Genomic DNA, 13,019 nt, shown 5'->3' with positions numbered 1-13,019 from the left:
CATCTCTATCGAATTCCAAAACTCATTAGTTAACTTAATTGCAATTCATCCCAAAGATTTAGAAATTACGTCGAAATGTAAATACCCTAAAAATACTGAATCCAACTTTCGATCCGCTGCGTACACCGCAAGTAGCAAGAGCCCACGTCATCAGTCTCCACTGACAAGGCTTCTGTGCTGAGCTGCTTCTTGCTGCACCGTGTGCCCTCCTGGTGAAGGCGCATTCCTGTGTAGGTAGGCGCGTTAAGCGCAACTCGAAAGGAAATCACATGTCTGACGAATCAGTGTTGATAGGTGTATTGCAACAGCGGGCCAAGAAATTGGAAGACCGGCGTCAATTCTTCAGAAAGACGGGAGGCGTGGCAGCAGGTATGGCGGGCGGGGCCATTTTGACGGCTTGCGGGGGTGGCGGCAGTGATGCCAATGCCCAGAACAACGGCCCGACCGATGTGGAGATTCTGAACTTCGCGCTGAACCTGGAATATCTGGAATCGCAGTTCTACCACTACGCCGTGTTTGGCACGGGGCTGCCTGCCAATATGCAGTCGGGCACGGGCACGCAGGGCGGCATCACCGGCGGGCGGGCGGTGGCTTTCAAGGATCCGCTGGTAGCGCAGTACGCCAAGGAGATTGCCCAGGACGAGGTGGCCCACGTGGCCTTTTTGCGCAAGGCGCTGGGCTCGGCAGCCGTGGCGCAGCCGCAGATCGACATCGGCGGCACCGACCCCAACGGCGCCTTCTCGGTCGCAGCGCGCGCAGCCGGTCTGGTGGGTGCGGGCGTGGCTTTCGATCCCTATGCCAGTGATGAGAACTTTCTGCTGGGCGCCTTTATCTTCGAGGACGTGGGTGTGACAGCCTACAAGGGTGCCTCACCGCTGATCACCAACAAGACCTACCTGGAAGCTGCTGCAGGCATTCTGTCCGCCGAGGCTTACCATGCAGGTCTGGTGCGCACGGTGCTCTACGCCAAGGGTCTCGCCACCCCCGCGCTGCGCTCGGCAGCCGGTGCCATCTCGGATGCGCGCGATAGCCTCGATGGCTCCTCCGATGTGGACCAGGGCATTGTGGGGGATGACAGCACCTCCAACATCGTGCCCCTGGATGCCGACGGCATTGCCTACAGCCGCTCGCCAGGTGATGTGCTGAACATCGTCTACCTGACCAAGGACTCTGCCACCAAGGGCGGCTTCTTCCCAGCCGGTGTGAATGGTGCGTTGGTGATGAGCTCGGCCTTCGCCTAAGTCGTAGCAACATCCTGCCCCGCTCTGGGGCAGGATTTCTACAAGACGGGCCCGAGACAGCTGTTTTTCTGCGAAGGAGTTGCGATGACGTCCTTTTTGCCCCCATCCCCGCAAGCATGCGACCGCAGCAAGACGCGGCGGCTGAAGCCCGCCGCTTTGGCGCGTCGTTGTGTAGGGAGCTTTATTGTCTTGGCAGGTCTGGCCATCGTCACCACGGATTTACTGGCACTTTTAAACGGCGGCGACATCACTGCGGGGCCAGCGGCAACAACCCCCTCCGCTGCGCTGCACCAGGCAACAACCGCAAGATAAAGCGCGTTTATGCCGCCGCCCGCCTTCAGCACACAAAGCCCCCTGATCAACCCAGCGTGCGGCTCACCGTCCAAATGTCCGGACGCCATGGAACCAGACAACGAGAGACTTGCCGTCCCCAGCCTGCCACAGGTTCACCGCAGCATTGCGGTACCGCTAGGCAGCAGCCGATCGGCCAATGCAAGACGCATGCTGGCATTCGCCGGGCCAGGTTATTTGGTGGCAGTGGGCTATATGGATCCCGGCAACTGGGCCACCTCGATAGCCGGTGGCTCGCAGTTTGGCTATTCCTTGCTGGCGGTGGTCTTTGTATCCAACCTGATGGCGATGCTGTTCCAAGCGGCTGCTGTGCGCCTGGGCCTGGCCAGCGGCCGCGATCTGGCCCAGGCCTGCCGCGAACAGTTTCCGCCGCGCATCAACCTGATGCTCTGGTTCTTTTGCGAGATTGCCATCGTGGCCTGCAACCTGGCCGAGGTGCTGGGCATGGCCATCGGCCTGAACCTGCTGTTTGGCCTGCCACTGATCGTTGGCGTCTGCATCACCGTGGTCGATGTGATGCTGATTCTTGCGCTGCAAAGCCGGGGGTTTCGCGCACTGGAGGCGGTCGTCATCGGGTTGGTGGCCTTGATCGGCATTTGCTTCGGCGCCCAACTGATGTGGCTGCATCCCCCGCTGGCCACCGTGCTAGCCGGGTTCATTCCGCGCTCCGAGATTGTGACCAACCCGGAGATGCTCTACCTGGCCGTCGGCATCGTCGGCGCGACCGTGATGCCGCACAACCTGTACCTGCATTCGGCCATCGTGCAGACGCGTGAACACTGCAAGACTCCGGAGGGCACGCGCCAGGCGATCCGATTCGCCACGATCGACTCGACCGTCGCATTGGGCTTGGCGCTCTTCGTCAACGCCGCCATCCTGGTCGTGGCAGCTGGTGCTTTTAATCGCCCGGGCACACCTCCCGTGACCGAGCTGTCAGACGCTTACCATTTGCTGTCACCTGTCTTGGGCGTTGGCATTGCCAGCGCCGTGTTTGGCACCGCCCTGCTCGCCTCTGGCCTCAGCTCTTCGGTAACGGGCACCCTGGCGGGCCAGATCGTGATGGAAGGCTTTTTACAGATTCGCCTGTCGCCCACCATGCGGGCGCTGCTGACCCGGCTCATCGCCATCGTGCCCGCCGTCATCGCCACCGCCTGGTATGGCAGCGAAGGCGCCACGGCGTTGCTGGTGTTCAGCCAGGTGGTCCTCAGCATGCAGCTGCCCTTTGCCATCGTGCCGCTGCTGATGTTCACCACCCGCCGCAATGCATTGGGCGCGCTGACTTTTGGCAGACCGATGGCCATCCTGTTGTGGAGCTGCGCCATCGTGGTGGTGTCGCTCAACCTGTGGATGCTGCAACGGCTTTTATGGGCATAAGGGCGGAATGAAAGGCAAGGGCCGACTGCAATACTTTCTGCCTCGGTATCAACATGTTGACAATACGTGTTCATCCCCTCAGGCGAGGGTATTGCAGCGGATCCCTAGCGCCGTAGCAGGCGGACAGCGCGCCCTCGGGAACCGAGGAACAAGCAACCCAGCATCAGCAGCGATGCCAGCAAGGTGCTGGCGAAGCTCCAAGCAGGCACTGCCGCTGCTGCTGCCGTCGTCGAACCCGGAACGCTGATGGGTGGGCTGCTAGGCCCGGTGCCCACGTTGGTCTGTGCTGCAACCGTGCAGGTGTAGCTTGTGCCTGCCACCAAACCAGATACAGCGATGGGCGACTGCGTTCCGGTGGCGGTGACGGTGTCACCCCCGCCTACGGGCACGCAACTGGCTTGGTAGCCCGTCACGGTCTCCGTTGGCGTGGATGCCACGGGTGGGAAAGTCAAGGTGACGGTATTGCCTTGCCGGACCGCGCCAACGCTGGTCGGCGGCGTGACATCGGACGAGATGACGCTGATTGCATCGACCCCAAAGAACAGGCTCTGGCGATTGTCCACCTCGGCAAGCCGCAGACGAATGGTGCGTCCTGCATAGGGCGTCACATCCAGCTGAACGCTTTGATACCCGCTAGCGGCAGCGCCACCCGGCCATTGGAAGACATTGGCAAGAACACCAGCGCCCACATCGTTCCAAGCGGCAGCCGGATCCATGATGTCGATACGTGCTTGCTGGTTGGGTACCGTCAGAAAATCCAAGGTGGCGGGTGCTGCAGAAGGAGGCGCTGCGCTTTGCAGGTAGACCTGTGCGCTCAACGTCGCACTTTTACCTGCGGGAATGGCGATGTCCTGGTACAGCGCGTGCGAGCCAGGGCCCGGCTGATCGGACATTGCCGCAAACGTGCCTTGAGGCGGCGCGGCGACAGTGACGGGCGTCAGCGCACTTTGGGTGCCCTGCTGCGCATAAAAGCCCCCCTGCGATCCCGGTTGGGACATGGCTTGCCAGCCCGTAAATACGAGTGAACCCGCGCCTGCATTTTGCTCAAAGCCACCGTTGACCACGAGTTCCGCAGCGCGGGCCAGCGGGGTCAGGGTGCAGGCCAGCATCAGTAGCGCAATGCTGCTGCCAAGCCGGTAGTGTGGATGGCGTGTCATCGCTGATCCTATGCTGCTCAGCGCTCGTAAAGGGTCGCAGTGGGCGTGCTGGGGCTGGCATTGCCTTCCAGGCGGTTGTTGTTATAGGTGGTCACGTTGCCTGCGCTGATGTTGAACGCGGTGGCATTGCCAAACAGCGATGAGTCAGAGAGGTAGAGCTTGCTATTGGCATCGCCCATCGAAATGGCCGCTGTGCGGTTGTTCACGATGTCGGCGCGTTGGACCAGCAACTGGGAGTTAGCGCCGCTCGCTACTTCGATGGCACTCTGGAAGCCTTGAATCTTGGCATGGTCGACCAGAACCTTGGATGCGTGGAGCACTCGAATCCCTGACAAGCCCGTTTCGAGTCCATCAATATTCAAGTGACGCAAAACCACCGTAGCATCAGGATAGGTACCCGAATCGATATCGATGATCATCGCATGGGTGCCGCTGACAAGGACACCAGCTGTGCCTGCTGCCGCACCATCAATCAAGATAGGTTTGGTGATAGTGACCGCTCCAAAGCCAGCGGGATCAAGGACGTTGATCTCACCCCGTGGGGCAGTTTTAGAAATGGCTCCAGCAAACGTCTTGCAGGGTGCCGTTCTGCTGCAGGGGTTTGCGTCGTCACCCACGCCAGACACCCAGGTCCGCGTTGCCTGTGCAAAAGCCGAAGGCGCCGCTATAGCGCCTGCGAGTGCCACCAGCGATGCGGCCAATAGCGGAGTCCCGCGAAGATGGATCCGGCTCAGATGGATACGCATGGTTGCCTCGTTTGCAAGTGTTGATAGGTTAACGGAATGTAAAACAGAGTCCATCTGTGCAGGCAAGTATTTACCCTTACCCCAAACCGTCAAAGTGGCTGTTCACACCGCAGCCTCACCGATCTCGCTTTTGAAACACTTAGCTCTTCTTCAACGCTCATGCGTGGAGACAATCCGCCGGTATGCATGCCCAGGAGACGAAGCTCTGCGATGGTCGCTCAGTGTGAACACACATTGCAGGTAGGTGCTGGCATCCGCCCATTTGGCACCGTCCGCATGTAGCTCAAACAGATTTCGCGTTACCTCAACAGCTTCGGGCCATCGCTGCTGAGCGTCAGCCGCCATAGCCTCTCGACTGTCGACATGGTCGTGCAGGGCTCCGTCTTGAGAACCATAGGCATGAAACTCCACGATCCGAGCAGGTGTCGTGAAAGCGGTGCCCTCGCATTGCTCAGCAGTCTGGTGAGGCTCTCGCTCAGCATGGGCTGCGGCAAAGGAGTCTTGAACGGTATGCAAGACCGAGCCAAACGCAATTTCACGGATTTGGGTAATCAGGCCGCTGCCGGCATCCTGGCGCCCCAACAAATACAGATCAGCAACGGTCCATTCGGTGCAACCAAAATGCTGTTTGATCGTAGGATTGTCGATAGTCTTCAGCTGAGTCTGGGGCCCGATCTCCTTGGACGATACCTTCCAGGCAAACTCAAGCCACTCCAAAATCTGAACCCTGGTCGAAACAGGATGAATATCGGCCGCATTGGCCATCCCGTGCAGGAACTGGAGATCACCGAAATGCGACCGGGTCATCAGGTTGCCTTGAATGCTGTTAGCCGTTCTATTGCAGCCCACAATCGATTTGGACTGGGCCTTGCGCTCGGCATCCTTGAACAGGCAATACCAGCACGCAGGCTGGGTAGAAAAACGAATGGTCTGGTTGCGGCAGACATTTTTGCGACCTAGGTAATCGCAGTTGCCTTGTCCTTCCTCAAGCCGAAAAGGAGGCAGGTCGTTCCAGCGCACTCCGTAGATGACATAGGGGGACGCAAACCCGACATCGCGACCACTGCAATAGGTATCAGAGGCAAGATTGGCTCGTTCAACAGAGCACCACTTGCCGAGATGGGTGATTTCTTCGTGAACCGGAGCCTTGACCAAAACGCCTAACCTGCCTGCGATATCGGCCAGCGTCGAGTTGGATTCATTGGTTAGGCGCTCTTCGTGTCGGGTGCCAAGAGGTCCAATCTGAAAAGCAGCGCTCCACCCCCAAGACAAGGCCAGAGTTCCGAGCGCTATCCACTGCAACAATACCTTTGCAAAATTCATGCTGTCCCCCTCGGTGAGGATTATGGAGAGCGCACCGAAGGAAACAAGGGAGGAATTACCGAGATACTCAACCAGCACTTAGCTGCCGCATCCCAAACGGTCATTGAACCCCTCGATACACGGCATCCCGCAGCTCCGTCACAAACCGGCCCGACATGCCCTCGTACAAGGTATTCGTCAGGGCCACCACCGTCAGCCCTCGGGGCCGGTCCACCCACCAAGCATGGCCATAAGCGCCGCCCCAGCGCCAGGTGCCTGGCGATTCAGGCGACTGCGCCAGCGCAGGATCGCGCAGCACCGAGAAACCCAAGCCAAACCCCAAGCCCGGGCCAGCCGCCAGATCTTGGCCCTGGGTTTGGTCGCGTGCCATCTCGGCGATCAGGTGCTCAGGCATCCAGCCATCTTGGCCAGTGCGCAATGCTTCCAGTAGGCGCAGCACATCATCGGCAGTGCCGACCATGCCGGCGCCCCCGGAAGGAAAGGCGCCCGTATCCAAAGCGCGGGATGGGCTGTAGCGGATGCCCACTGTGCCGTCGAAGGGGGCCACCACCTCGCCTTCCTGCAAGCGGTGGGGCACGGGGCCGCCGTTGACGTAGGGCGTTGCCAGGCGCTCGGCATCGCGGCAGACAAAGCCGGCATCGGCCATGCCCAAGGGCTGCGTGACCAGCGCTTCCCCAGCCAGCGGCAAGCGGGTATTGCACACCGCTTCGACCAGGGCGCCCAGCACATCCACCGCCAAGGAGTAGCCCCAACCGGTGCCGGGCTCGTACAGCAGCGGCACGCTCGCGATGCGGCGCATGTTCTCCTGCAGATCGATGCCGCTGGCATCCATGCCATCGGAAACACCGGCTTGGGCATAGGGCCCCTCCTCGTCCGCCTCAAAAAAGCGGTAGCCCAGGCCGGCAGTGTGGCTCAGCAGCTGGCGCAGGCTGATGCGCGCCTCGCGCCCACCGGGCAAGCGGGGGCGGAAGGCCGGCAGCCAGGTGGTGATGGGCTCGTCCAAGCCCAGGCGCCCATCGGCGACCAACCGCATCACCGCAGCGCTGACGACCGGCTTGCTGACGGAGGCCCAGCGAAACACGGTGTTCTCGGCCATCGCGGTGCGCGCCTCCCGGTCTGCCCAGCCTGCTGCGATGCGGCACAGCGCCTGGCCATGCTGGTAGACCAGCACCACGGCGCCCACCAGGCGTTGCTCGGCCAGGGCCCTATGCAACACTTCGGCAACCGGCGCCCACGGCCCAGTCAAGCCAACAACTCCCTGCTGCACGCCACTGCCGGGTGCGCCAGAAACTGAAAAATCCATAGCATCGTTACCTTGGTTGGAACACAGCCATTAGCTTAGGCAGCCTGCGATCCCAGAAAAACCAGGATAGAGTTCCATACTTTCAGGACATTGATGTCCTCAATGACACCAGGCCAAACGGGCCGAGAAACGCAGGTGAGAACCCATGGATAGCCTCAACGCATTTACGGTGTTTGTGCAGGTGGCAGAGACGCGCAGCTTTACGGCAGCGGGCCGGTTGCTGGGTATTTCTGCCTCGGCCGTGGGCAAGAGTGTGGCGCGGCTGGAAGACAAGCTGGGCGTGCGCCTGTTCCACCGCAGCACGCGCAGCATTACGCCAACGGCCGAAGGCCTGCTGCTGCTCGAGCGCAGCAGGCGCATCCTGGCGGAGATCGAGGCGGCGCAAACGGAGCTGTCGCAGGCGTCGTCGGCGCCCCGGGGGCGGCTGCGCGTGAGCCTGCCCTTAGTAAGCACCTTGGTGCTGCCGGTGTTGGCCGATTTCATGCGCGACTACCCCGATATCCAGCTCGACCTGGATTTTTCTGACCGCCTGGTGGATGTGGTGGAAGAAGGCTTTGATGCCGTGGTGCGCACGGGCGAGCCTGCCGATTCGCGCCTGGTGGCCCGCAAGCTTGGCCATTTCAAGATGCTGCTGGTGGCGTCGCCAGGCTACCTGGCCGCCCACGGCACCCCCCAGAAGGTGCAAGACCTGGCCTCTCACCGCTGCATGCATTTCCGCTGGCCCTACAGCGGCAAGCTGGAGGCCTGGCCGCTTCCCGCAGCGGACGATGGCGAGCCCGTCAACCTGCCAGTATCCATGGTCTGCAACAACATTGAAACCCGCGCCTGCTTTGCGTTGCAGGGGCGCGGCATCGCCTGCCTGCCGGACTTTGCCATCGGCGACGCGCTGGCCGATGGCAGGCTGGTGCAGGTCATGCCCGGGCTGGCCGAGCGCACAGGGGTGTTCCACATTCTGTGGCCTGCAGGCCGGCATGCATCACCCAAGGTCAGGGCGCTGGTGGACTATCTTTGCGCGCGGATGTTTGCGGCTGCGGATACGAAAACGCTGCCCGGCGGGGCAGGCCAACGGCACGCTTGATCCCTGATGCGCTGCGCGACCTTGCCCCGATCGCCCTCGCCTGCCCATGCCGATGCGCATGCGCTGCGCTGTGCTTATGCGGAGGCGGACGCGGCCTGGCTCTGCAAATAGTCCAGCATCGCACGCAATTTGGGCGGTATGTGCGGCCCGGGGGCATGCAAGGCATAGGCCATGCGCGGGGCGTAGCTGCCGGCCAACTGCCAGTGGGGCAGCACCTGGACCAGGCGGCCATCCGCCAGATGGCTGCGCGCGACAAAATCGGCCATCAGCGCGATGCCGGCGGCAGCGCCGTGCTGCAAGGCATTGAGCAAGCCCTGGCTGCTGGCAATGGTGATGGGGGTGTTCAGCCGCAGCTTGGTGGCCACGGTAGTGGGCCTGTCCGCCGGCACCAGCTCCACCAGGTTTTGGAAGGGGCCGTAGCCCAGGCTCATGCAGGGGTGGGCGAGCAGATCCTGCGGCTGGTTGATCGCCTGCCGGGATTGCAGATAAGCGGGATGCGCCACCAGAACATAGCCCACGCGCTGCAGAGGCCGGGCCACCATGGCGGGCGGTAGCGCATCGGCCGCAGTGATGCGGATCGCCAGATCCAGCCCTTCGGCGGTCAGGTCGGCCATGGTGTCGCTCATGCTCAGTTGCACCTGCACGTCGGGAAAGCGCGCGCAAAAGCCGGGCAGCAGCGGCGCCAGCCACCAATCGCCAAACACCAAGGGAGCGTTGATGCGCAAGATGCCCTGCGGCTGCTGGCGGTGGGCCGTTGTGCGTGATACCGCCTGCTCGGCGCTTTGCAGCATCAGCAGGCAATCGGCATGCACGGCCGCCCCCACCTCGGTCAGCGACAGGGACCGCGTCGTGCGGTGCAGCAGCTTGACGCCCAGTGCCGACTCGAGCCGGCCGACGCTGCGGCTGACAGCGCCCGTGGTGAGGCGCAACTGCCGCGCCGCGCCCGCAAAGCTGTGCTGGGCGACAACCTGGACAAAGACCTGCATATCGGCAAGCGGGAGGGTATCGGGACTCATGGCATCTCAGTGTTGATCTAAAGACAATAATAAATTGAATCAGAACCGTATTGTTTAATGATTGCACATGCATGACCATCGGAGCCATTGACTCCAGCGAGATACCGCAATGCACTCCCCCAGCGCAGCAGCCATGCCCCAAGCGGCAGCCAACCCCACCAATAGCCGCAGCAGCGGCGGCACCTGGCGCATGGTCGCCGCCATGGTCTTGTCGGGAACGATTGGCCTGGCCGTCATCGAGAGCGGTTTGCCGGTGGAGCGTGTGGTGCTGCTGCGCTGCTTGCTCGGAGCACTGGGCCTGGGGCTGTGGCTATGGTGGCAGCGGGCCTGGGTGCGGCCGGACCGGCGGGCCTGGGCGGCGATGCTGATCGGCGGCCTGGCTTTGGTGGCCAACTGGGTGATGCTGTTCCACGCCTATGCCTATGTGGGGATTGCGATTGCCACGGTGGTCTACCATGTCCAGCCCTTCATGCTGGTGCTGGCCGCCGCCTTAGGGGGCGAGGCCATGGGCGGGCGCAAGCTGCTGTGGATGCTGCTGGCACTGGCGGGCGTGGTGCTGAGCAGCGGGCTGGGCAGCGAGGCCGCTACCACCATCGCCGCGCAGGCGAGCGCGCCGGTCTGGGGCATTGTGCTGGCGCTGCTGGCCGCCGCCCTCTATACCGTGACGGTGGTCAGCACGCGGCGCGTCCAGGGCATTGCACCGGCGCAAATTGCCATGGTGCAGATGCTGGTGGGGGGCGCTGCGCTGGCCCTGTGGTCGGCGCCGATGTTGGTGCAGGTCGCCGGGCTCAGCGCCCAACTGCCATCGGCCAAGACGCTTGTCTGCGTGCTGGTCTTGGGCCTGCTGCACACCGCACTGATGTACGGGCTGATGTATGGCGCCTTTCAGCGCCTGGGCCCGGCCGGCATTGCGATGCTGAGCTTTATCTACCCGGCAGTGGCCCTGGCCGTGGACCTGCTCTGGTTTGGCGCCCACCCCAGCACGTTCCAATGGTGGGGCATGGGCTTGATTGTGGCGGCGGTACTGGGCTTTCGCTGGCAGGATCTGCGGGGCAGAGAACGATCCATATAGATGCTTGCTTGGGGCTGAATCCAGACTCGTCCGATCCGCCGCACTGTCTTCGCCGGCAAGAGGTCAGGCTCGCTCTCAAACGACGCCTTTGGCCCCATCCCCATCCGCTGCCAGCTTACAGAGCAAGAGTGCTGCATAGACGGGTGGGTACCACCGGGTCTATGAAGTTTGCACTTAAGTCGGCAACGCAGCGTTTTCATCCATGGCTTTTGAGGGTAATCAAGGTCTTTTTGACCTGCCCCCGGTAGGACAGCTCGTCGCCGTCATAGGCTGGCCGCTCCTTCCAGGTCTGGCGGGCTGGCGGTGCGTCTTCCGAGTAGGAGATGCGTTCAGTCTCCAGCCGTGATTTCTGGATATCCGACATCTTGGAGGGCTTGGCCTTTAGGTTGAGTTTCATGACCCGTTGATCCTGTTCAGTGCGGGGGTAGAGAGTCCGTATCGCGGGTATCTCATCGCCCCCGTCTTCATTCCGTAATGAAATAGATTTCGTACAAGCGCTCTGCCACACGCCGCTCGGCCTGCAGGCGATAGCCTTTCGCTTTCCAGATATCGACCTCTACTGTGGTCTGATTTTTGGCAACCCGCCGCGTGTTTCTGGCGCCCAGTCGGCCCAGATAGATGTCGTAAAACGTCTCCATCCCTACTCCTATAAAAAGGCAAGCGCCGATGCTGGCAGGCGGGCTGAGAATGGGAACATGCAGACCTCCGGCCTCGTGGGGCACACCAGGAAGGATTGCCTCGCCCCACGGTACTCCTTTTAATGACCTTAAACCGCACAACCCCAAAATCTCTTGCGGGCGCGGGCAATCCAACCGTCCGATTCCGTCCTGGCCTGGACGGAGGAGATTGCTTTTCGGCTTGTCGCACTTGGTTTTCTCGCTGCGCCATGCCCGGCAGAAACGGCTGATTGGAAAGCGCTAATCACCGCCGGAAATGCCGAGTTTGGCGGTGCATCCAACCGTGCTGAAAGCAAGAAATGCTGCTATGAGATCTCACCAAACGTCCATGGACTCGCATCTGCGCCCAGCTCCCGCGTAACCAGGCATTCCCTGCCTCCAGCCGTGGCCTGAACGCGGGCTTGCGCAATCCGCTCGCCCTCCTTGGGTGGAATAAAGCGGCACCCGCGGCCATGCCACAGCCCCGGGCTTTGCCGCCATCGCGGGATTATTGAAAATTATTGACCCGCATCAAATGCCACATCAACCGCATCTACCGCGATGCAGGCATTCATCATAAAAATCTCTTATTCTCTGAGAACCGCTTCACCCCTATGGATATTCACTTAATTAAATTCCAGATAGCCATTTGATTGGAATTATCTAAACTAAGATATTCGTTACCGCAGTAATGCAAGAAATATGCATTTTTCTGCTGCGATTCTTTTTGCTTTGCGATATAAGTGGCGTGTCCGCATTTATTTTTGAGGAAATTTATGAGCTTGCTATCCAGAAATATGGCCTACGCCGCGTGTGTAATGGTGGGAGGGCTTGCAGCAGCCCCCGCTTGGGCGGCTGATTGCGTCAGCGGTATCAATACCGCCAATTGCAGCGTACCGGCAGGTTCAAGCTCGGTCGTGATCGAAGTCTGGGGCGCTGGGGGTGGATCGGGAGGCGGTGATGTTGGCATCGATGGCGGTGGTGGGGGTGGCGGTGGCGCCTATTGCAAGGGCAGCTTCAGCTTGGCCGCTGGCGCGGAGCTGACCATCAGCACGGGCACGGGTGGCACTAGCAGCGGCCTCGATGGCACAGCAGGTACAGCATCGACCGTCAGCTGGACGGGCGGCTCCATCAGCGCCGCCGGGGGCGAAGGCGCGACAGGATCGACTGGAGGCGCGGGTGGAGCGGCTTGCAGCGGTGCAGGATTGACCGGTTTCTCTGGCGGCGCAGGCGCAGCGGGCGCCCCTACGCCCTCCGTGGAAGGCGGCGGAGGCGGCGGCTCTGCGGGCTCCGCCGCCGATGGCCAGCCTGGCCTGGGCTATGTTGGCGGCATCGCCGTGGCCGATGGTGGCAGGGGCGGCAATGAAGAAGCCCCTGGCAGCGCGCCCGGCGGCGGCGGCGGCGGCAGCCGCGTGGGCATCGGCTTTGATGGCGGTGCCGGTCAAGTCAAGCTGAGCTTTGTCGCAGCTCCCGTGGCCAGCCCTACTGCCGTACCCACCCTTGGCCAGTGGAGTGTTCTTGCACTGAGCGGGACACTGGCCGTCGCCGGCTTGGCAGGTCTGGGCCGCCGCAAACGCCAGTAAGTTCAGGACAGGAGGCAGTGGGCAGAGCGGCGGCTGCCCCTTCTCGCAAGGGAACAGGCGTCGGCTGCCTTGCACCCGCAAGGCCAGGTGAGCCGGGACTGCCAGGCGCAGATGCTCTA

The 13,019-nt window shown here is 61.8% G+C and carries 13 protein-coding genes; 6 read left to right on the top strand and 7 right to left on the bottom strand.

The annotated features are described in order from the left end of the window. The first annotated feature begins 269 nt into the window (after positions 1-269). The 3 genes from WH265_RS10555 (at position 270) to WH265_RS10545 (ending at position 2,966) form a co-directional block, all read left to right on the top strand. Positions 270-1,241 carry a ferritin-like domain-containing protein gene (locus WH265_RS10555; protein ID WP_021026695.1) on the top strand — a complete coding sequence of 324 codons (972 nt, stop codon included), beginning with the start codon at positions 270-272 and terminating at the stop codon, positions 1,239-1,241. A gap of 84 nt (positions 1,242-1,325) precedes the next feature. Continuing rightward, positions 1,326-1,553, top strand: coding sequence for a hypothetical protein (locus WH265_RS10550; protein ID WP_339558247.1), 228 nt, complete (start codon positions 1,326-1,328; stop codon positions 1,551-1,553). An 87-nt stretch (positions 1,554-1,640) separates the two neighbouring features. After that, positions 1,641-2,966 carry an Nramp family divalent metal transporter gene (locus WH265_RS10545; RefSeq protein WP_339558246.1) on the top strand — a complete coding sequence of 442 codons (1,326 nt, stop codon included), beginning with the start codon at positions 1,641-1,643 and terminating at the stop codon, positions 2,964-2,966. Between the two features lie 104 nt (positions 2,967-3,070). Here WH265_RS10545 and WH265_RS10540 read toward each other — a convergent pair whose 3' ends face one another. The 4 genes from WH265_RS10540 to WH265_RS10525 all read right to left on the bottom strand — a co-directional run bounded on the left by WH265_RS10540 (position 3,071) and on the right by WH265_RS10525 (position 7,495). Continuing rightward, entirely contained in the window at positions 3,071-4,123 is a 1,053-nt protein-coding gene (locus tag WH265_RS10540) for a fibronectin type III domain-containing protein (RefSeq protein ID WP_339558245.1), read from the bottom strand. A gap of 17 nt (positions 4,124-4,140) precedes the next feature. Then, positions 4,141-4,869, bottom strand: a complete 729-nt coding sequence (locus WH265_RS10535; RefSeq protein ID WP_339519423.1) for a right-handed parallel beta-helix repeat-containing protein — start codon at positions 4,867-4,869, stop codon at positions 4,141-4,143. Between the two features lie 150 nt (positions 4,870-5,019). Beyond that, positions 5,020-6,192, bottom strand: a complete 1,173-nt coding sequence (locus WH265_RS10530; RefSeq protein ID WP_339558244.1) for a hypothetical protein — start codon at positions 6,190-6,192, stop codon at positions 5,020-5,022. 100 nt (positions 6,193-6,292) lie between these two features. After that, on the bottom strand, positions 6,293-7,495 hold the full coding sequence (locus WH265_RS10525) for a serine hydrolase domain-containing protein (protein ID WP_339558243.1): 1,203 nt from the start codon (positions 7,493-7,495) through the stop codon (positions 6,293-6,295). 145 nt (positions 7,496-7,640) lie between these two features. Here WH265_RS10525 and WH265_RS10520 point away from each other — a divergent pair, with 145 nt between their 5' ends. After that, a complete protein-coding gene (locus WH265_RS10520; protein WP_021026689.1) occupies positions 7,641-8,573 on the top strand; it encodes a LysR family transcriptional regulator in 933 nt (310 codons plus the stop codon). Between the two features lie 74 nt (positions 8,574-8,647). On the opposite strand, the gene WH265_RS10515 is transcribed toward WH265_RS10520, so the two are convergent. Continuing rightward, the gene (locus WH265_RS10515; protein WP_339558242.1) at positions 8,648-9,589 is read right to left on the bottom strand and encodes a LysR family transcriptional regulator; all 942 of its coding nucleotides are present in this window, start codon (positions 9,587-9,589) and stop codon (positions 8,648-8,650) included. A 109-nt stretch (positions 9,590-9,698) separates the two neighbouring features. On the opposite strand from WH265_RS10515, the gene WH265_RS10510 reads away from it, so the two are divergent. Continuing rightward, positions 9,699-10,661, top strand: a complete 963-nt coding sequence (locus WH265_RS10510) for a DMT family transporter (RefSeq protein ID WP_339558241.1) — start codon at positions 9,699-9,701, stop codon at positions 10,659-10,661. A gap of 196 nt (positions 10,662-10,857) precedes the next feature. Here WH265_RS10510 and WH265_RS10505 read toward each other — a convergent pair whose 3' ends face one another. After that, complete coding sequence (locus tag WH265_RS10505) at positions 10,858-11,058, bottom strand: hypothetical protein (protein WP_312988968.1); 201 nt, start codon at positions 11,056-11,058, stop codon at positions 10,858-10,860. Positions 11,059-11,125: 67 nt separating this feature from the next. After that, positions 11,126-11,299 carry a hypothetical protein gene (locus WH265_RS10500; RefSeq protein ID WP_339558240.1) on the bottom strand — a complete coding sequence of 58 codons (174 nt, stop codon included), beginning with the start codon at positions 11,297-11,299 and terminating at the stop codon, positions 11,126-11,128. 794 nt (positions 11,300-12,093) lie between these two features. Between WH265_RS10500 and WH265_RS10495 the strand changes: the two genes are divergently transcribed. Continuing rightward, positions 12,094-12,900, top strand: a complete 807-nt coding sequence (locus tag WH265_RS10495) for an IPTL-CTERM sorting domain-containing protein (RefSeq protein ID WP_445228517.1) — start codon at positions 12,094-12,096, stop codon at positions 12,898-12,900. Positions 12,901-13,019: the final 119 nt, after the last annotated feature.

It is taken from the genome of Comamonas sp. MYb396, from assembly GCF_037479555.1.
In the GTDB taxonomy this organism is placed as follows: Bacteria; Pseudomonadota; Gammaproteobacteria; order Burkholderiales; family Burkholderiaceae_C; genus Comamonas.
The sequence above is the reverse complement of the archived record's forward strand: the minus strand, read 5'-3'. Positions and strand labels throughout refer to the sequence as shown.

What these genes read in the sequence shown, in the direction of transcription:
- WH265_RS10555 (WP_021026695.1), top strand. Translation starts at nt 270, where the DNA reads ATGTCTGACGAATCAGTGTTGATAGGTGTATTGCAACAGCGGGCCAAG.
- WH265_RS10550 (WP_339558247.1), top strand. Translation starts at nt 1,326, where the DNA reads ATGACGTCCTTTTTGCCCCCATCCCCGCAAGCATGCGACCGCAGCAAG.
- WH265_RS10545 (WP_339558246.1), top strand. Translation starts at nt 1,641, where the DNA reads ATGGAACCAGACAACGAGAGACTTGCCGTCCCCAGCCTGCCACAGGTT.
- WH265_RS10540 (WP_339558245.1), bottom strand. Translation starts at nt 4,123, where the DNA reads ATGACACGCCATCCACACTACCGGCTTGGCAGCAGCATTGCGCTACTG.
- WH265_RS10535 (WP_339519423.1), bottom strand. Translation starts at nt 4,869, where the DNA reads ATGCGTATCCATCTGAGCCGGATCCATCTTCGCGGGACTCCGCTATTG.
- WH265_RS10530 (WP_339558244.1), bottom strand. Translation starts at nt 6,192, where the DNA reads ATGAATTTTGCAAAGGTATTGTTGCAGTGGATAGCGCTCGGAACTCTG.
- WH265_RS10525 (WP_339558243.1), bottom strand. Translation starts at nt 7,495, where the DNA reads ATGGATTTTTCAGTTTCTGGCGCACCCGGCAGTGGCGTGCAGCAGGGA.
- WH265_RS10520 (WP_021026689.1), top strand. Translation starts at nt 7,641, where the DNA reads ATGGATAGCCTCAACGCATTTACGGTGTTTGTGCAGGTGGCAGAGACG.
- WH265_RS10515 (WP_339558242.1), bottom strand. Translation starts at nt 9,589, where the DNA reads ATGAGTCCCGATACCCTCCCGCTTGCCGATATGCAGGTCTTTGTCCAG.
- WH265_RS10510 (WP_339558241.1), top strand. Translation starts at nt 9,699, where the DNA reads ATGCACTCCCCCAGCGCAGCAGCCATGCCCCAAGCGGCAGCCAACCCC.
- WH265_RS10505 (WP_312988968.1), bottom strand. Translation starts at nt 11,058, where the DNA reads ATGAAACTCAACCTAAAGGCCAAGCCCTCCAAGATGTCGGATATCCAG.
- WH265_RS10500 (WP_339558240.1), bottom strand. Translation starts at nt 11,299, where the DNA reads ATGGAGACGTTTTACGACATCTATCTGGGCCGACTGGGCGCCAGAAAC.
- WH265_RS10495 (WP_445228517.1), top strand. Translation starts at nt 12,094, where the DNA reads ATGAGCTTGCTATCCAGAAATATGGCCTACGCCGCGTGTGTAATGGTG.